Source organism: Pseudomonas oryzihabitans, from assembly GCF_014522265.1.
Taxonomy (GTDB): Bacteria; Pseudomonadota; Gammaproteobacteria; order Pseudomonadales; family Pseudomonadaceae; genus Chryseomonas; species Chryseomonas aestiva.
On the sequence record NZ_CP017024.1, the window covers coordinates 1,234,273 to 1,250,096 of the forward strand.

Annotated in this window: 16 protein-coding genes; 6 read left to right on the plus strand and 10 right to left on the minus strand. The window is 67.1% G+C overall.

The features are described 5' to 3' along the window. Positions 1-144 precede the first annotated feature (144 nt). A complete protein-coding gene (locus BGI51_RS05740; protein ID WP_007159825.1) occupies positions 145-369 on the plus strand; it encodes a DUF2934 domain-containing protein in 225 nt (74 codons plus the stop codon). A 12-nt stretch (positions 370-381) separates the two neighbouring features. On the opposite strand, the gene BGI51_RS23745 is transcribed toward BGI51_RS05740, so the two are convergent. The 3 genes from BGI51_RS23745 to BGI51_RS05755 form a co-directional block, all read right to left on the minus strand. Next, positions 382-1,695 carry a methyl-accepting chemotaxis protein gene (locus tag BGI51_RS23745; protein WP_187980549.1) on the minus strand — a complete coding sequence of 438 codons (1,314 nt, stop codon included), beginning with the start codon at positions 1,693-1,695 and terminating at the stop codon, positions 382-384. A gap of 128 nt (positions 1,696-1,823) precedes the next feature. After that, positions 1,824-2,765 carry a GNAT family N-acetyltransferase gene (locus tag BGI51_RS05750; protein WP_187980550.1) on the minus strand — a complete coding sequence of 314 codons (942 nt, stop codon included), beginning with the start codon at positions 2,763-2,765 and terminating at the stop codon, positions 1,824-1,826. Positions 2,766-2,835: 70 nt separating this feature from the next. Next, positions 2,836-4,155, minus strand: coding sequence for a Na+/H+ antiporter family protein (locus BGI51_RS05755; protein ID WP_187981269.1), 1,320 nt, complete (start codon positions 4,153-4,155; stop codon positions 2,836-2,838). 301 nt (positions 4,156-4,456) lie between these two features. On the opposite strand from BGI51_RS05755, the gene BGI51_RS05760 reads away from it, so the two are divergent. Further along, on the plus strand, positions 4,457-4,741 hold the full coding sequence (locus BGI51_RS05760; protein ID WP_133862013.1) for a hypothetical protein: 285 nt from the start codon (positions 4,457-4,459) through the stop codon (positions 4,739-4,741). Between the two features lie 145 nt (positions 4,742-4,886). On the opposite strand, the gene BGI51_RS05765 is transcribed toward BGI51_RS05760, so the two are convergent. The 4 genes from BGI51_RS05765 to xylA form a co-directional block, all read right to left on the minus strand. Continuing rightward, positions 4,887-6,023: a sugar ABC transporter permease gene (locus tag BGI51_RS05765; RefSeq protein ID WP_059313241.1), complete on the minus strand. Its 1,137-nt coding sequence runs from the start codon at positions 6,021-6,023 to the stop codon at positions 4,887-4,889. Continuing rightward, positions 6,023-7,579, minus strand: a complete 1,557-nt coding sequence (gene xylG / locus BGI51_RS05770) for a D-xylose ABC transporter ATP-binding protein (protein ID WP_187980551.1) — start codon at positions 7,577-7,579, stop codon at positions 6,023-6,025. Before xylG ends, BGI51_RS05765 begins: the two co-directional genes overlap by 1 nt. 63 nt (positions 7,580-7,642) lie before the next feature. After that, positions 7,643-8,644: a D-xylose ABC transporter substrate-binding protein gene (gene xylF, locus BGI51_RS05775; protein WP_059229005.1), complete on the minus strand. Its 1,002-nt coding sequence runs from the start codon at positions 8,642-8,644 to the stop codon at positions 7,643-7,645. Positions 8,645-8,759: 115 nt separating this feature from the next. Then, positions 8,760-10,076, minus strand: coding sequence for a xylose isomerase (gene xylA / locus BGI51_RS05780; RefSeq protein ID WP_187980552.1), 1,317 nt, complete (start codon positions 10,074-10,076; stop codon positions 8,760-8,762). Positions 10,077-10,260: 184 nt separating this feature from the next. Here xylA and BGI51_RS05785 point away from each other — a divergent pair, with 184 nt between their 5' ends. Further along, a complete protein-coding gene (locus BGI51_RS05785; RefSeq protein ID WP_187980553.1) occupies positions 10,261-11,514 on the plus strand; it encodes a XylR family transcriptional regulator in 1,254 nt (417 codons plus the stop codon). On the opposite strand, the gene BGI51_RS05790 is transcribed toward BGI51_RS05785, so the two are convergent. Further along, positions 11,496-12,026, minus strand: a complete 531-nt coding sequence (locus BGI51_RS05790) for a Dps family protein (RefSeq protein ID WP_059228999.1) — start codon at positions 12,024-12,026, stop codon at positions 11,496-11,498. The genes BGI51_RS05785 and BGI51_RS05790 overlap by 19 nt on opposite strands. A gap of 373 nt (positions 12,027-12,399) precedes the next feature. Between BGI51_RS05790 and BGI51_RS05795 the strand changes: the two genes are divergently transcribed. Genes BGI51_RS05795 through BGI51_RS05805 form a run of 3 tightly spaced genes read left to right on the plus strand, consistent with a single transcriptional unit; the run spans position 12,400 to position 14,494 of the window. Further along, positions 12,400-13,113 carry a hypothetical protein gene (locus BGI51_RS05795; protein WP_252977215.1) on the plus strand — a complete coding sequence of 238 codons (714 nt, stop codon included), beginning with the start codon at positions 12,400-12,402 and terminating at the stop codon, positions 13,111-13,113. Continuing rightward, a complete protein-coding gene (locus BGI51_RS05800; protein WP_133862017.1) occupies positions 13,110-13,523 on the plus strand; it encodes a phage holin family protein in 414 nt (137 codons plus the stop codon). The genes BGI51_RS05795 and BGI51_RS05800 overlap by 4 nt, the downstream gene beginning before the upstream one ends. Beyond that, positions 13,520-14,494 carry a DUF3618 domain-containing protein gene (locus BGI51_RS05805; protein ID WP_187980554.1) on the plus strand — a complete coding sequence of 325 codons (975 nt, stop codon included), beginning with the start codon at positions 13,520-13,522 and terminating at the stop codon, positions 14,492-14,494. Before BGI51_RS05800 ends, BGI51_RS05805 begins: the two co-directional genes overlap by 4 nt. Positions 14,495-14,588: 94 nt before the next feature. On the opposite strand, the gene BGI51_RS05810 is transcribed toward BGI51_RS05805, so the two are convergent. After that, the gene (locus BGI51_RS05810; RefSeq protein WP_017639863.1) at positions 14,589-14,741 is read right to left on the minus strand and encodes a hypothetical protein; all 153 of its coding nucleotides are present in this window, start codon (positions 14,739-14,741) and stop codon (positions 14,589-14,591) included. 69 nt (positions 14,742-14,810) lie between these two features. After that, positions 14,811-15,791 (minus strand): aldo/keto reductase, encoded by a 981-nt coding sequence (locus BGI51_RS05815; RefSeq protein ID WP_187980555.1) that lies wholly within the window; start codon positions 15,789-15,791, stop codon positions 14,811-14,813. Positions 15,792-15,824: the final 33 nt, after the last annotated feature.

Consider the following 15,824-nt stretch of genomic DNA (forward strand, 5'->3'; position numbering starts at 1 on the left):
AAGCGGCGTGCCAGAGCCCTGCAAGCGGTAACGAGGCCTGGCTGACCGGAGCGCCGGAGAAACTTTTCGTGGTCGCCTCGGGCCTAGTCAGGAAGGGCGCCGGAGCTGCCGGCCGCTCTCCCCTGCCCCTTTGGAGTTACCGGTATGACACTGGAAGAACGCATCCGCCAGCGCGCCTATGAAATCTGGGAACGCGAAGGTCGTCCCCATGGCCAGGATTTCGAGCACTGGTTTCAGGCCAACCGCGAACTGGAAGACCAGCCCGACGACAACCTGACTCAGGTCGGCGGCATCCAGAGCAGCGTCGCCCCGCCGGCACCCAAGCCGCGCAGCCGGTCGCGCAAGAAGGCGACCGCGGGCGACGCCTGAAGCCAGGCGCCCTTACTTGCGGATCATGTCGGCCGCCCGCTGGGTGGCCTCCGAGGTGCGCGTGGCCAGCTTGCGTACCTCGTCCGCCACCACGGCGAAGCCACGGCCGGCTTCACCGGCGCGGGCGGCCTCGATGGCGGCATTGAGCGCCAGCAGGTTGGTCTGGGCAGCGATGCCCTGGATGGAGCCGACGATCTCGGTCACCTTCTGCAGGTTCTCTTCCATGGTGCGGTGCTGGTCTTCCTGGTTGCCGCGCAAGGATTCCTGCTCGTGCAGGGCATGGACATCGGCCAGCGCGCCCACCACCCGCAACGGCGTGCCATCGGCGGTGCGCCGGGTCTGACCACGGGCGCGGAACCAGCGCACCTCGTTGTTCTTCAGCACCAGGCGATAGGTGATGTCGAAGCCGGTGCGGCCGCTGCGGTCATTGATGTGCGCACCGAAGGCCTCCAGTACCCGCTCGCGATCGTCCGGGTAGAGGCGCGAGGCCCAGCTGTCCAGCACATCGGGAAACTCCTGGACGGTCTCGTAACCGAGCAGGTGGCGAAATTGCGGCGACCACCAGAAGGGATTCCTGGGATTGAGCGGATCGCCGGCGATCACCTCCATGTCCCAGAGGCCGTCGTTGAGCATCTCCCGCGCCAACTCGAAACGGGTCAGGGTGACGTCCAGTTCCTGATCGCGCAGGCGCTGGTCATGGATGTCGCGCAGGGAGCCAGCCACCCGCAGCGGTACGCCGCGCTCGTCACGCAGGGTGGCGCCGGTGGCGCGCATCCAGCGGTATTCGCCGGACTTCAGGGCGATGCGATACTGGACATCGAAGGGGGTCTGACCGCTGCGATCCTTCATGTGGGCGGCGAAGGCGTCCAGCACCCAGGCGCTGTCTTCCGGATGCAGGCGCTTGGCCCAGCTGCCGAGTTCGCTGGGAAAATCGCGTTCATCGCGAAAGCCGAGCATGGCGCGGAACTGATCAGACCACCAGAAGGCGTTGCGCGGATTGACCGGATCGCCGGCCACCACCTCCATGTCCCAGAGGCCTTCGCTGGAACCCTGGCTGACCAGCTCGAAGCGGGTCCCCAGGCGCCTGGCCAGCGTCTCGCTTTCGGCCATGCGCGCCGTCAGGGTGGCATTGTCCTGACTCAGCGTCTGCACCTGCTGCTGCAATTCCCGCTGCTGTACCAGCCGCGCCTGCAGCCCCTTGGTCAGGCGTGCCAGGGCAGGATCGCCCTGGAAGCTGCCGCTCTCGGCCAGGGGGGTGACGGTCTCCGTCGCCGCGGCCAGGATATCCAGCGCGCGCATGATCGAGTAGTGCTTGAGCAAGGCCATGATCGAATCCTTAGAGGGAGCAGCCGCGGCAAGGGCTGCGCGCGATCCGAGTCCCTGTATCGGCCTCGCCGCTTCGCTCTTTAGCCCGTTCCAGAGCCTTTTTTCCCTGTCGCCGCTCTGCCGGTCGATTAGCGCCAGTCGTCCAGCAGCCAGACCTCGGGATGATCGTAATGGGCTTCGCCCCGGTGCAGGGTGATGCCCAGGATCTCGCTGCGAAACCCTTCCGCCAGCAGCCAGCGGTAGGCCCCCAGGCGGGCGGTGTTGACGCCGGCCAGCAGGCGCTGCTGGCCATGGTCCCGGGCCAGGCCATCGCAGGCGGCGATCAGCCGGGCGAAGCGCGCCTCGGCCCCCGTACCGGGCAGGACCGCCGCGCACTTCACATAGCAGACCCCGGTGCCCGCCTCGCTGTGGGGCCCGAAATGGCAGACGGCGAAGCCCTCCGCCCGGCCCTGCGCGTCCTGCAGCAGCAGACTCTCGCCGAGTTGCTGTTCACGTACCGCGGCCATCTCGGCGGAAACGTCCAGCCCTGGCGCATTGGCCCGGCCCAGTTCGGCGCAGGACGCCAGCAGCCGGTCGGGCTCGGCCGCCAGGGAAAAGCGCAGCGCCGGCGGCGCCGCCTGTGTTTGCAACGGACGCGCCATCACCGCGGTCAGGGTACGCGGCCAGAAGCCGAAGCCCTGGTAGAGCCCCAGGTGCCGCGGACTGTCGGGAAAGGTGAAGAGTCCGGCATGCACCAGCTGCCAGGCGTCGAGCTGCTCGACCGCGGCGCCCATCAGCGCCTTGGCCACCTTGGCGTCCCAGTAGTCCGGGTGCACCGCCAGCGGGCCGAGGATGCCGTGGCGCCCCCAGCGGGTGACGCAGACGGCGCCGACCAGGCGCTCGCCGTCGAGGGCCTTGAACCAAGCGGTGTGGGGCGCGGCGAAGCGACTGCGCACATAGTCGCGGTCATTCCAGAATTCGCCCGGCTCGGCGGCGCCCATCCAGGTGGCGAACGCCAGGCGCACCACTTCGGTGGTGGCCGGCAGGTCGGCGGCGGTGAGGGGTTCGACACTGAAGGTAGGGCTGGACATGGGGCGGCTCCTGGGCTGTAGGCCTTGGACCCGCCCAGCCGGGGCTTTGCGCCCGGCCGGCAATCGCCGGTTACAGCAGCAGCACCGCCGCCCAGCCGAACAGCAGCATCGGCAGGCTGAAATGCAGGAAGGACGGCACCACGGTGTCCCAGATATGGCTGTGCTGGCCGTCCACATTGAGACCCGAGGTGGGGCCCAGGGTGGAATCCGAGGCTGGCGAACCCGAGTCGCCCAGGGCGCCGGCGGTGCCGATCAGGCAGACGATGGCCAGCGGCGAAAAGCCCAGGTGCAGGCACAGCGGCCCCAGGATGGCGGCGAGGATGGGCACGCTGGAAAAGGACGAGCCGATGCCCAGGGTCACCAGCATGCCCAGCAGCAGGAGCAGCAGCGCGCCCAGGGCGCGGTTGTCACCGATCAGGCCGGCAGCGGTGGCGGCCAGGTCCTTGATCTGGCCGGTGGCGGTCAGCACCTCGGCGAAGCCGCCGGCGGTGAGCATGATGAAGCCGATCACCGCCATCATCTTCGCGCCCTCGCTGAACAGGTCGTCCGCCTCGCGCCAGCGCACCACGCCGGTGGCGGTGAAGACCACGAAGCCGACCAGGGCACCGAGGATCATGGAGTCCAGCCAGAGCTGCACGCCAAAGGCGGCGATCACGGCGACCAGCGCCACCAGCAGGGTGCGGCCGTTGTAGGGGCGGTCGGCCCGCTCGGTGCGCGCCACCAGGTTGAGGTCGTACTGTCGCGGCCGGCGATAGCTGACGAAAACCGCCAGCAGCAGGCCGACCACCATGCCCAGGGCCGGCAGCAGCATGGCGCGACTGGGGTCCACGCCGCTGACGTCGACGCCGGCGCGGGCCACGCTGGCCAGCAGGATGTCGTGCAGATAGAGGCTGCCGAAGCCCACCGGCAGGAACATGTAGGGGGCGATCAGGCCGAAGGTCATGACGCAGGACAGCCGCCGGCGATCCAGCTCCAGGCGCGTCAGCACATAGAGCAGCGGCGGCACCAGCAGCGGGATGAAGGCGATGTGGATGGGCAGGATGTTCTGCGAGGCGATGGATACCGCCAGCAGCAGACCGAGCAGCGCCCAGCGCAGCGAACGTCCGCCCTGGCTGGCCTGCCGCTCCATTAGCGCCAGGGCGCGATCAGCCAGCATGTGCGCCAGCCCGGACTGGCTGATGGCCACGGCGAAGGCGCCCAGCAACGCATAGGAGAGCGCCACCTTGGCGCCATTGCCCAGGCCGGCGTTGAAGGCCAGCAGGGTGCCTTCCAGGCCCAGGCCGCCGACCAGACCACCGGCCACCGCCCCGGCGATCATCGCCACCACCACATGCACCCGGGCCAGACTCAGCATCAGCATGAGTCCTACCGCCACCACCACCGCATTCATCGCCGACTCCGCACCACCAAAAGGGCGCGCACTCTGCCGCAGCCCGGCGCGGGCGTCAAAGGCGCGGGATGGATGGCGCGGCGTCCCGCGTGTCCACAGCAGCCGGGCCGGGCTGCGCATGGAACCCTCCCGGTGGGGACTGCCGGTCGCGGCCGAGGAACAGCCGGCAGGCGTTCCGCCGCCGAGCGGTCCCGCGCGCAGGAAAGCTTCCTGCCCACGCCAGCCCTCTGGAATGAACCTTTCAGCGCCTGGGGGCGTCTGACGCGGACGCTTCCCCGGTCACGCCAAGGATGAACGGCCCATGCAAGACGCCATCGACATGTTGATCACCGCCTTCAGTCCGCACTCCTGCCTGGCCGTCCCGCGGCGCGCCGATCGCACCCTGCTGTTCACCGTCACCGACACGGCCCGCGCGGTCACGGTCACCAAGGCGATTCCCCTGTGCAGCCTGGAATGCACGGCCACCCTGGCCACGGTGATCAAGGATCTGCAGCGCGATCTCGACCGGGCGCTCGGCACCCTGAGCCCGGCAAGCCTCGCCGACCTGCGCCAGCGTGGTCCGAGGGTGCAGCGGTTCGAGAGCTGAGAGGAGTTGGCCGGGGGATTGAGCGTTGGCTGAGTCGCCCTCACCCCAGCCCTCTCCCTGAGGGAGAGGGGGCGCTACGGAGTGAGAGGTAGTTCTGCCGTAGGGTGGATGACGGCGCAGCCTCATCCACCCCTGGCCATGCCGCTCAGCGCCGGCTGGTGCGGGTGCTGACGTCGACCCAGACCGCCAGGACCAGGATGCTGCCCTTGACGATCATCTGCCAGTAGCTGTCCACGTCGAGCATGGACATACCATTGTCCAGACTGGCGATCACCAGGGCGCCGAGCAGGGCGCCGTAGACGGTGCCCGAGCCGCCGCGCATGGAGGTGCCGCCGATGAAGCAGGCGGCGATGGCGTCCAGTTCGCCCATGGTGCCGGCCGAGGGCGAGCCGGCGGCCAGGCGGGCGGTGTTGACCAGACCGGCCAGGGCGCACATCACGCCCATCAGGCCGAAGATGCCGAGCTTGATCGCCTGGACGTTGATGCCCGACAGCCGCGTGGCTTCCAGGTTGCTGCCCACCGCATAGATGCGCCGGCCAAATACCGTCTGGCTGGTGATGTAGCTGAACACCCCGAGCAGCACCAGCAGGATCAGCACCGGCACCGGGATGCCGTCATAGCGGTTGAGGGTCTGGATGAAGGCCACCAGCACCACGCCGATCACCACCACCCGCAGCACGTCGCGCCACAGCGGCGCGAGGGCGAGGCCGAGGGTCTTGCGCTTGCTGCGCTGGCGCCAGGTCAGCACCACGGCCACCGCGAACAGCAGCACGCCCAGGACGCTGCCCACCACCGGCGGCAGATAGCCCTGGCCGAGGTAGACCAGTTCCGGCGACACCGGGGCGACGGTGACGCCGCCGGTGAGACCGAGCAGCACCCCGCGAAAGGCCAGCATGCCGCCCAGGCCGACGATGAACGACGGTATCCCCCGATAGGCGCTCAGGTAGCCGTTGATCAGGCCGATCAGCAGACCGCCGGCGGCCACCGCCAGCAGGGTGATCGGCAGGGGCACGTGGTAGGTGACGTCGAGTATCGCCGCCACCCCGCCGAGCAGGCCGAGTTGCGAGCCCACCGACAGGTCGATCTCGCCGGCGATGATCACCAGCACCATGCCGCAGGCGAGGATGCCGGTGATGGACATCTGCCGCAGCAGGTTGGAGAGGTTGCGCGGGGTAACGAAGCCGCCTTCGGTCTGCCAGCTGAAGAACAGCCAGATCAGGGCCACGGCGATCAGCAGGGCGAGCATCTTGTAACGGGTGAACAGCTGTTTCACGGCGTGCATCAGAAGTGCTCCCGGGCTTGGGCGACCGCCCGTTCGGTGGTACCCAGGGCCGCGGCCAGTACCCGCTCCTGGGTCAGATTCTCATTGGGGAAATCGCCGCGCAGCCGGCCTTCGCCGAGCACCAGTACCCGGTCGGAGACGCCGAGCACCTCGGCCAACTCCGAGGAGACCATGACGATGGCCACGCCCTCCGCCGCGAGCAGGCCGATCAGCCGGTAGATCTCGAACTTGGCGCCGACGTCGACGCCGCGGGTGGGCTCGTCGAGGATCAGCACCTTGGGCCGCGCCAGCAGCATCTTGGCGAGCACCGCCTTCTGCTGGTTGCCGCCGGAGAGGCCGGTGATGGGCAGGAAGGGGCTGCTGGTCTTTAGCTGTAGCCGGGCGATCTCGGTGTCGATGCAGGACAGTTCCGCCTCGCTGTCGATGCGACTCAGGTGGGCGAATCTGTCCAGCACCGTGAGGGTGATGTTCGAGCCCACGCCCAGGTCGGGAATGATGCCCTGGCGCTTGCGATCCTCCGGTACCAAGCAGAGGCCGGCGCGGATGGATTTCAGCGGGGTGCGGGTATCGATGCGCTGGCCATTGAGCCAGACCTCGCCTTCGTAACGGCCGTCGTAGGCACCGAAGATGGCCGAGACCAGTTCGGTGCGCCCGGCGCCCACCAGCCCGGCGATGCCGAGGATCTCGCCGGCGCGCACGGCGAAGGAGACGTCGTCGACGCGCTTGCGCTGGGGATTGTCGACGTCCAGGCAGGTGAAGTGACGCGCCTCGAAGATCACCTCGCCGATCTGGTGGGGGATCTGTGGATAGAGGTTGGTCATGGCGCGGCCGACCATCTGGGTGATGATGCGGTCGACGTCCATCTCGGCCATGGGCGTGGTGGCGATGTGCTTGCCGTCGCGGATCACCGTGATGGTGTCGCAGATGGCCGCCACCTCGTCGAGCTTGTGCGAGATGTAGACGCAGGCCACGCCCTGGGCCTTGAGGTCGCGGATGATGTCCAGCAGCACGGCGATCTCGGAGGTGGTGAGCGCCGAGGTCGGCTCGTCGAGGATCAACAGCCGGGCGTTCTTGTTCAGCGCCTTGGCGATCTCCACCAGTTGCTGCAGACCGCCGCCGTACTGGGACACCGGCAGGGCCACGTTCATGTCCGGCACCTTGAGCCGGCGCATCAGCTCGGCCGAGCGCTGCAGCATGGTCGGGTAGTCCAGCCGCCCGCCGAAGCGACGCGGCTCGTGGCCCATGAAGATGTTCTCGGCCACGGACAGATCGGGTACCAGGGTCAGTTCCTGGTGGATGATGACGATGCCGGCCGCCTCGGATTCGGCGATGGACTGGGCTTCCAGCGGACGCCCGTCCCAGCGGATCTCGCCTTCCCAGGTGCCGTGGGGATAGACCGCCGACAGGACCTTCATCAGGGTGGACTTGCCGGCGCCGTTCTCGCCGCACAGCCCTACGCATTCGCCCGGACGCACCTTGAGATCGATGCCGTCCAGCGCCCGCACCCCGCCAAAGCTCTTGGCGATGCCGTGCATTTCCAGCAGATAGTCGGCCATGGCCGCTCCTTGCCCAGGGGCCGTCCGACGCCAGGCGTCAGACGGCCAGCCGGTGGCCAGTGGTTATTTGCCGTCGATCTGGGCCTGGGTGTAGAAGCCGTCCTTGACCAGCAGGTCGACGTTGGCCTTGGTCAGCTCGGTGGGGGTGAGCAGCAGGGTGTCGACCTTCTTGGTGCCGTTGTCGTAGCTGGAGTTGAAGGCCGGCTTCTCGTTGCGCACCAGTTGCACCGACAGCTTGGCCGCCTCGGAGGCGATCAGCTTGAGCGGCTTGTAGACGGTCATGGTCTGGGTCCCGGCGATCACCCGCTTGATGGCGGCGAGGTCGGCGTCCTGACCGGACACGGCGACCTTGCCGGCCAGCTTCTGCGCGGCCAGGGCCTGGATGGCACCGCCGGCGGTGGCGTCGTTGGAGGCGACGATGCCGTCGATCTTGTTGTCGTTGGCGGTCAGGGCGTTCTCGACAATGGCCAGGGCCTCGGTCGGGTTCCACTCCTTGACCCACTGCTGGCCGACGATCTTGACGTCGCCCTTGTCGATGGCCGGCTGCAGGACCTTCATCTGGCCCTGGCGGAGGATCTTGGCGTTGTTGTCGGTGGGCGCGCCGCCGAGCAGGAAGAAGTTGCCCTTGGGCTGGGCCTTGAGCACGCCACCGGCCTGCATCTCGCCGACCTTCTCGTTATCGAAGGAGATGTAGGCGTCGATGTCGGCGTTGAGGATCAGACGATCATAGGAGATCACCTTGACCCCGGCCTTCTTGGCCTCGGCCACCACGTTGTTCAGCACCGTGGCGTTGAACGGCACGATGACGATGGCATCCACGCCGCGGGAGATCAGGTTCTCGATCTGCGACAGCTGGCGCTGCTCGTTGGCGTCGGCGGATTGCACATAGACCTTGGCGCCGAGTTGCTCGGCGGCGGCGACAAAGTAGTCGCGGTCACGGGCCCAGCGCTCCAGGCGCAGGTCGTCGATGGAGAAACCGATCTTGGGATGCTGGGCGTCGGCCTGGGCGAAACCGGTGGTGCACAGCGCGAGCAGACCGGCGAGCAGGGTCGTCTTGAAATTCATGGTGGCGTCCTTGGTTATTGTTGTTGTGGAGCGAGAGAACGGATTTGAGTGTAACGATTCAGCGCACTTGCACAAGCGGGTCAGGCAGGCTTTTCTGCCGACCCGCTCGCGATCGCTAGCGGTACAGGTAACGGTTGACCACGCCTTCGAGCAGCTCCTGGCGACCGCTCACCGGCTGGGGCGCGAGGCCCTGGCTGAAGGTGTGCTCGGCCAGTTGTTCCAGGCTCAGCTGGCCACCGAGGATGCGCTGACCGAGGGTCTGATCCCAGCCGGCATAACGCTCGGCCTTGAACTTGCCCAGGGGATCGTCCTGCAGGAGCGCCGCGGCGCGCTCCAGCGACAGCGCCAGGGTGTCCATGGCCGCCACGTGGCCATGGAACAGGTCGACGTCGTCCAGGCTCTGGCGCCGCACCTTGGCGTCGAAGTTGAAGCCGCCGCGGGTGAAGCCGCCGCCCTTGAGGATCTCGTAGATCGCCAGGGTCATTTCCTCGACGCTGTTGGGGAACTGGTCGGTGTCCCAACCGTTCTGCGGATCGCCGCGGTTGGCGTCGATGCTGCCGAACACGCCGAGGGCCACGGCGCTGGCGATCTCGTGCTGGAAGCTGTGCCCGGCGAGGGTCGCGTGGTTGGCCTCGATGTTGACCTTGATCTCCTTCTCCAGCCCGAACTGCTGCAGGAAGCCGAAGACGGTGGCCACGTCATAGTCGTACTGGTGCTTGGTGGGCTCCTGGGGCTTGGGCTCGATCAGCAGATCGCCCTGGAAGCCGATGCGGTGCTTGTGCTCCACCACCATGCGCATGAAGCGGCCGAGTTGCTCGCGCTCGCGCTTAAGGTCGGTGTTGAGCAGGGTCTCGTAGCCTTCGCGGCCGCCCCACAGCACATAGTTCTCGCCGCCCAGGCGGTGGGTGGCGTTCATCGCCGTGCAGACCTGGGTGGCGGCGCAGGCGAAGACTTCCGGATCGGGGTTGCTGGCGGCGCCGGCGGCATAGCGCGGGTGGCTGAAGCAGTTGGCGGTGCCCCACAGCAGCTTGAGGCCGGACTCGCTCTGGTGGCGCTCCAAATCGTCCACCAGGCGGGCGAAGTTCTCGCGGTACTCGGTGAAATTGGCGCCTTCGGGGGCGACGTCGGTGTCGTGGAAGCAGTAGTAGTCCACGCCCAGCTTGCTGAAGAATTCGAAGGCGGCGGTGGCCTTGGCGCGGGCCTGCTCCAGGGGCGAACCTGCTGCCTGCCAGGGCCGCTGGAAGGTGCCCTGACCGAAGACATCGCTACCCGGCCAGACAAAGGTGTGCCAGTAGCAGACCGCCATGCGCAGGTGCTCGCGCATGGGCTTGCCCATGACCAGGCGGTCGGCTTCGTAGTGGCGGAAGGCAAGCGGAGAATCGCTGTCGGGCCCGGCGTAGCGGACTTTCTCGACATTGGGGAAATAAGCCATGGCGTTGTCCTTGTTCTTATCTGTCGCACCCGATACGGCGTACCGGTTTGCGTCGATGGTAGCGCCGCCACCCGGGCTGCCTATTGTGAAAATCACCAGAGCCAGGTGCGATTTTGCCGCTTGAGAGGTGGGCTCGCCGGTCGTAGTCTGGAGCCCCGCCCGCGCCTCCTGCCGGAACCCCGCCATGCCCAGCCAGCCGCCCGTCCACCGCGTCGCCCTGCTGTTCAACGGCAGCAAGATCTACGACAGAGGCATCCTCACCGGCATCGGCAACTACCTGAGCGGCACCCGGGCGCGCTGGGATCTGTTCCTCGAAGAGGACTTCCTCTGCCGGCTCAAGGGCATCGAGCGCTGGCAGGGCGACGGCATCATCGCCGACTTCGACGACCCGGCGGTGAGCGCCGCCCTGGCCCACAGCGCGCTGCCGGTGGTGGCCGTCGGCGGCTCCTACGCGGCCCCGACCGACTACCCGCCCGGCATCCCCTACGTGGCCACCGACAATGCCGCCCTGGTGCGCCTGGCCTATGACCACCTGATCGAATCCGGGCTGACCCGCTTCGCCTGCTTCAGCCTGCCCGCCGCCGACACCAATCGCTGGGCCGGCGAGCGCGAGGCAGCCTTTGCCGCCCTGCTCCGCCGCGACGGCCTGCCGGTGGAGATCTATCGGGGCCTGGAGACCAGCGCCCCGCTGTGGGATACGGCGGTGGAACAGCTGATCGCTTGGCTGGAAGCCCTGCCCAAGCCGGTGGGCATCCTCGCCGTCACCGACGCCCGGGCGCGGCAACTCCTGCAGGCCTGTTTCACGGCCGGCATCCCGGTGCCGGAACAGGTGGCGCTGGTGGGCATCGACAACGATCCGCTGGCGCGCACCCTGACCCGCGTGCCCCTGACCTCGGTGATCCAGGGGACCGAGGCCATCGGCCGGGAAGCGGCGCGACTCCTGCACCAGCGCCTGCACGGCGTCGAACTGGGGGCGCCAAGGGTGCTGATCCCGCCGGAGGGCATCAACGTCCAGGCCTCCAGTCGCCACCAGCCGGTGCGGCATCCCCAGGTGATGCGCGCCCTGCACTTCATCCGCCAGTACGCCTGCCAGGGCATCAAGACCGAGCAGGTGGCCAGCTATGTTGGCATCTCCCGCTCGGCCCTGGAGACGTCCTTTCGCCGCGAACTGGGACGCAGCGTCCACGACGAGATTCTCGGCTTCAAGCTGGCCGCTGCGGCCGTGGCGCTGCAGGAAGAGGCCCCGAGTCTGGCCGAGGTCGCCCGGCGTTGCGGTTTCACCTCGGCGCAGTACCTGCACGCGGTGTTTCGCCGGGAGTTCGGCTGTACCCCGCGGCAGTACCAGTCGAATCCCAAACCCCTGGCGAGCGCCCATGAAAAAGCCCGTCCGGAGACGGGCTTTCAGGTAGCTGCCGCGGCTTATTTGCCGACGGTCTGACCCAGGAACCAGGCGCGTTCTTCGGCCTGGTCGATCCACTCTTCCAGCAGGCTGGTGGTGGAGACGTCATTGGCGTCGTCGGTCAGGGTGTGGGTGGTACGCATGTAGGCGGCCAGCGACTGGTTGTCGTCGTGCAGCTCGGTCAGCATCTGGTCCGCCGACAGATCGGTGGCATCGCTGCTGGCCAGGCGCTTGAGTTGCACCATCTGCTCCAGGGAGCGCACGGTGGGCTGGCCGATCTTGCGAGCGCGCTCGGCGATCAGGTCGGTGATGCCGTACAGCTGGGTAGCCTGCTCGTCCAGCAGCAGGTGGTAGTCGCGGAAGTGCGAGCCCTTCATGTGCCAGTGGTAGTTCTTGGTCTTGATGTACAGCGCGAAGACATCGGACAGCAGCACGGCCAGGGCTTCACCTACGGCCTGCTGGTTCTGCAGGGTGGCGTCTTCGCCCTGATGGGCCTTCTGCTTGACGCTGGAAACGGTCTTGAGTTCTTGCTTGGCATTGGCAACGGCCATGAGAGATCTCCTGTCAGGACGTGAAGAGAAAAAGGGGTTCGCCTGGTTGGCGCGAACATCAACGTCTGCAGAAATCGACCGCAGCAGACGAAAAATCGTTCATCGAATTTGCATATCGCCACCCTGGGCATGACGAATGGTTGCCCCTGTTGCGACTGCGTTTCATTGCCCGCCCCAGAGGCCTTCTCCTGCCGCGGCCGCTGCGCTTGTAGCTACTCCTGTAGGTAAAACCGTTTGTCTACTTTGCCGCCAAACCGACGCCGCGTGAGAACTGCTGCTCATTGCGCCCGGTCACCTAAAAGGCAAGGCACACGAACGGTCGCCGAGAACTCTCTGCCGGCCACGACAAGGTTCTGCACACAGGTACCCGCGCATGACGACGCCCCTCAATCCCGCTCAGGGACAACCCTCGCAGACCAAGGACGGTGCTACGGCAGAGGCCCATCTGCACGACCTCAAAGAGGTCGCCAGAGACACGGTGCAGGATGCCAAACAGGAAGGTGCTGCCCAGTACGAACACTATCGGGACACCGCTGCCGACCAGCTCGGTGCCCTTGCACAAAGCGCCCAGGCGGCCGCTGACGAACTTGAAGACAAGGACACCCTGGGCCTGGCGCACTATGTCAGCGACATGGCGCAGAGCCTGACCGGCCTGGCCGAGGATCTGCGTGGCAAGAGCGCCGAGCAGCTGCTGCACCAGGCCGGAACCCTGGCGCGCGACAATCCGGCATTGTTCCTGACCAGCAGCATCGCCATCGGCTTCGGCCTGTCGCGTTTTCTCAAGGCCTCCAGCCAGCCGGACACCGGCAGCAGTTCGCGCGTCAGCGGGCCGGACGAGGTGCCCTCGCTGACCACGCCCGCGGTCGCCGCAGAAAACGAACTGGTGGAGCCAGCGGCCGGTGCCGATGTCATCCACACCAACAACATTCCCAAGGGTCCCGACCTCCATGCGCCGACCACCACCGGCAGCGGCGACCCCCTCGGCGGTGCGGCGATCAATCCGGCGCGTACCGGCAGCAGCCTGAACAGCGGCACCTCATCCAGCCACCTGGATCGTCCCACCCTGAGCGGAGACAAGCAGCCATGATCAACGAGAATCCCACTCCGCGCTCCACCGAAGGCGATACCTCGGTCGTCGGCCTGGTCAAGCAGCTGGTCCACGAGGTACCGGCGCTGTTCACCAAGGAACTGGCACTGGCCAAGGCCGAGCTGGGCGAGTCGCTGCGCACCACCAAGGCCGGTGTGGCCGGGGTCGCGGCCGGCGCCATCGTGCTGCTGGCCGGCTTCATCGTGCTGCTCATGGGCATCGTCTACTTTCTCTCCCAGTACCTCACGCCCTGGGCCGCTGCCCTGCTGGTGGGCGCCGTGGTCATGGTGATCGGTTTCATCATGCTGCAGTCGGGCAAGAAGCAGTTCGAGCCGTCCCACTTCACCCCTGATCGCACCGTCAACAGCCTGCAGAAGGACAAGGACGCCGTACGGAGGGCCGCACAATGAGCATAACCGACCAGATCGATCAGGAATCAAGAAAGAATCCCGAGGAACTCGAACGCGAAATCGACCAGAAGCGCGGGCACATCGAGGACCTGGTGGGCGCGTTGGAAAGCCGCCTGTCCCCAGGCCAGCTGTTCGACCAGGCGCTGTCCTACACCAAGGGCCATGGCGGTGAATTCGCCCATAACCTGGGCAACACCCTCAAGGCCAATCCGGTGCCGGCCGTACTGACCTCGGTGGGTCTGCTGTGGCTGGCGCTGGGGCAGAATCGCACGCCGGCGCCGGCCACCACAGGCACCCCGCTCAAGGACAGGTTGTCCGGTGCGCTGGACTCGGTCGCCGACAGCGCAGGCCATACCCGTGATTCCCTGAACCGTGGCAGTCACGACGTGCGCGACAAGGTCACCGGGCTGGGCGAGAGCGTATCGGTCAAGGCGTCCGAGACCGGGGAGCGGCTGAGCGATAGCGCGGCTCACGCCAAGGACGCCCTGGCCGACCAGGCGCAACAGCTCAAGGGTACCTTCGAGACCCTGCTACGCGAACAGCCACTGGTGGTCGGTGCGCTGGGCATCGCCCTTGGCGCCCTGCTGGGGGCCTCGCTGCCGCGTACCGAGACCGAGGATCGCGCCCTGGGCAAGCACAGCGACAAGCTCACCACCAAGGCCAAGCAGGCGGCTACCAGTGGCTACGAGCAGGTCAAGGCGGCGGGACAGGACGTGGCGAAGGAAGCGCGCCAGGCCAGTCCTGACAGGCGCCAGCAAGGCGGTGCAGGGGTTTCGTCCAGCAACCTGGGTAACGATCCCGATGCGGGGGTCGAGTCGATGGCCGGCTCACCCGCCGCAGGCACTGGCAGTACCCTGGGGTCCACCCAGGCGACCGCAGGCATGAATGTCGGTCGTACCGCGGCCACAGGCAGCACCCCTGGAATGGTAGGCGACGAGAGCGGCATGGCAACCCCACCACGCAGCTTCTGACCGGCAAGACTGCCGGGGTCATCCGATGACCCCAGCCATAGACAGCAAAGGCGCCCGGGTCTGCACCCGGGCGCCTTTGCTTTTTGTGCCCCTGTCAGTAACCCGGATCCGGGTTTTCCTTGGGCTGCTCGGGGCGCTTGTCGTTCTGCGGGCGCTGTTCTTCACCGCCCTGATTGAGTTCCTTGTGGGTCTCGCCGACCTTGCCGGCGTTTTCCGGCTTGTGGTCGAGATCGTCGCGCTTGGCCATGATGCTCACCTCTTGTGGCTGAGTACATTGGGCAACGGGGCGGGGCCAGGGTGCCCCGCTCCCGGCAGATCAACGTAAGGGGGGCGCCATGAACTCCGGCCCCACCGGGTCCTTGACGTGCTCGGCGAGGATGGCGTCGATGGCGGTCAGGTCCTCGGCGGACAGCTGCCAACCGAAGGCTTCGTCAAGGCCCTGCAGTTGCTCAGGCTTACGCGCGCCCCAGAGGGCGATGGTCGGTCCCTGGTCGAGGATCCAGCGCACCGCCAGGGCCAGCATAGACTTGCCATGGCGCTCGCGGGCAAAGGCGGTCAGGGCCTCCACCGCGGCCAGATACTGGGCGAAGCGCGGGGCCTGGAACTTGGGATCGCCCTGGCGCAGGTCGTCGCCATCGAATTGCGTCTGGGCATTCATGCGCCCGGACAGCAGGCCGCGGCACAGCGCGCCATAGGCCAGCACCACCAGGCCATGGCGCTGGGCGTAGGGCAGCACGTCGGCCTCGATGGCGCGTTCGAAGAGGTTGTAGGGCGGCTGCACCGTGGAGGGGTTGGCGAACTGGCGGAAGGCCTCCAGTTGCTCGGGCGAATAATTGCTCACACCGATGGCGAGGATCTTGCCCGCCTGCCGCAGGCGCTCCAGTTCGCGCGCGGTTTCCTCGTGGGGTACCTGGGGATCGGGCCAGTGCACCTGGTAGAGATCGATGCGATCGGTACGCAGACGCCGCAGGGAGTCTTCCACCTCCTGGCGAATGCGCGCGACGCTGGCGTTGCGGCGCACCTCTTCGTTGGGCCATTCCAGGGCCACCTTGGTGGCGATCACCGCCTGGTCACGGATGCCCTCCAGGGCCTTGCCGACGATTTCCTCGGAACGGCCAAAGCCGTACACCGGCGCGGTGTCGATTAGGTTGATGCCGCCCTGCACGGCGCCACGGATGGTCTCGATGGAGCGGGCTTCGTCGGTACCGCCCCACATCCAGCCACCGATGGCCCAGGTGCCGAGGGCGATGCGGGAAACGGGGGTATCGATACCCGGGATGCGTAGGGTTTCAGTCATGGGAAGCTCCAGGCGGGAACGCCAAGTCGGAAG

Bases quoted from the DNA above. Each gene is read 5' to 3' on its own strand.
- BGI51_RS05740 (WP_007159825.1), top strand. From the start codon at position 145: ATGACACTGGAAGAACGCATCCGCCAGCGCGCCTATGAAATCTGGGAA.
- BGI51_RS23745 (WP_187980549.1), bottom strand. From the start codon at position 1,695: ATGGCCTTGCTCAAGCACTACTCGATCATGCGCGCGCTGGATATCCTG.
- BGI51_RS05760 (WP_133862013.1), top strand. From the start codon at position 4,457: ATGCAAGACGCCATCGACATGTTGATCACCGCCTTCAGTCCGCACTCC.
- xylA (WP_187980552.1), bottom strand. From the start codon at position 10,076: ATGGCTTATTTCCCCAATGTCGAGAAAGTCCGCTACGCCGGGCCCGAC.
- xylF (WP_059229005.1), bottom strand. From the start codon at position 8,644: ATGAATTTCAAGACGACCCTGCTCGCCGGTCTGCTCGCGCTGTGCACC.
- BGI51_RS05795 (WP_252977215.1), top strand. From the start codon at position 12,400: ATGACGACGCCCCTCAATCCCGCTCAGGGACAACCCTCGCAGACCAAG.
- BGI51_RS05815 (WP_187980555.1), bottom strand. From the start codon at position 15,791: ATGACTGAAACCCTACGCATCCCGGGTATCGATACCCCCGTTTCCCGC.
- xylG (WP_187980551.1), bottom strand. From the start codon at position 7,579: ATGGCCGACTATCTGCTGGAAATGCACGGCATCGCCAAGAGCTTTGGC.
- BGI51_RS05805 (WP_187980554.1), top strand. From the start codon at position 13,520: ATGAGCATAACCGACCAGATCGATCAGGAATCAAGAAAGAATCCCGAG.
- BGI51_RS05790 (WP_059228999.1), bottom strand. From the start codon at position 12,026: ATGGCCGTTGCCAATGCCAAGCAAGAACTCAAGACCGTTTCCAGCGTC.
- BGI51_RS05810 (WP_017639863.1), bottom strand. From the start codon at position 14,741: ATGGCCAAGCGCGACGATCTCGACCACAAGCCGGAAAACGCCGGCAAG.
- BGI51_RS05750 (WP_187980550.1), bottom strand. From the start codon at position 2,765: ATGTCCAGCCCTACCTTCAGTGTCGAACCCCTCACCGCCGCCGACCTG.
- BGI51_RS05785 (WP_187980553.1), top strand. From the start codon at position 10,261: ATGCCCAGCCAGCCGCCCGTCCACCGCGTCGCCCTGCTGTTCAACGGC.
- BGI51_RS05765 (WP_059313241.1), bottom strand. From the start codon at position 6,023: ATGCACGCCGTGAAACAGCTGTTCACCCGTTACAAGATGCTCGCCCTG.
- BGI51_RS05800 (WP_133862017.1), top strand. From the start codon at position 13,110: ATGATCAACGAGAATCCCACTCCGCGCTCCACCGAAGGCGATACCTCG.
- BGI51_RS05755 (WP_187981269.1), bottom strand. From the start codon at position 4,155: ATGAATGCGGTGGTGGTGGCGGTAGGACTCATGCTGATGCTGAGTCTG.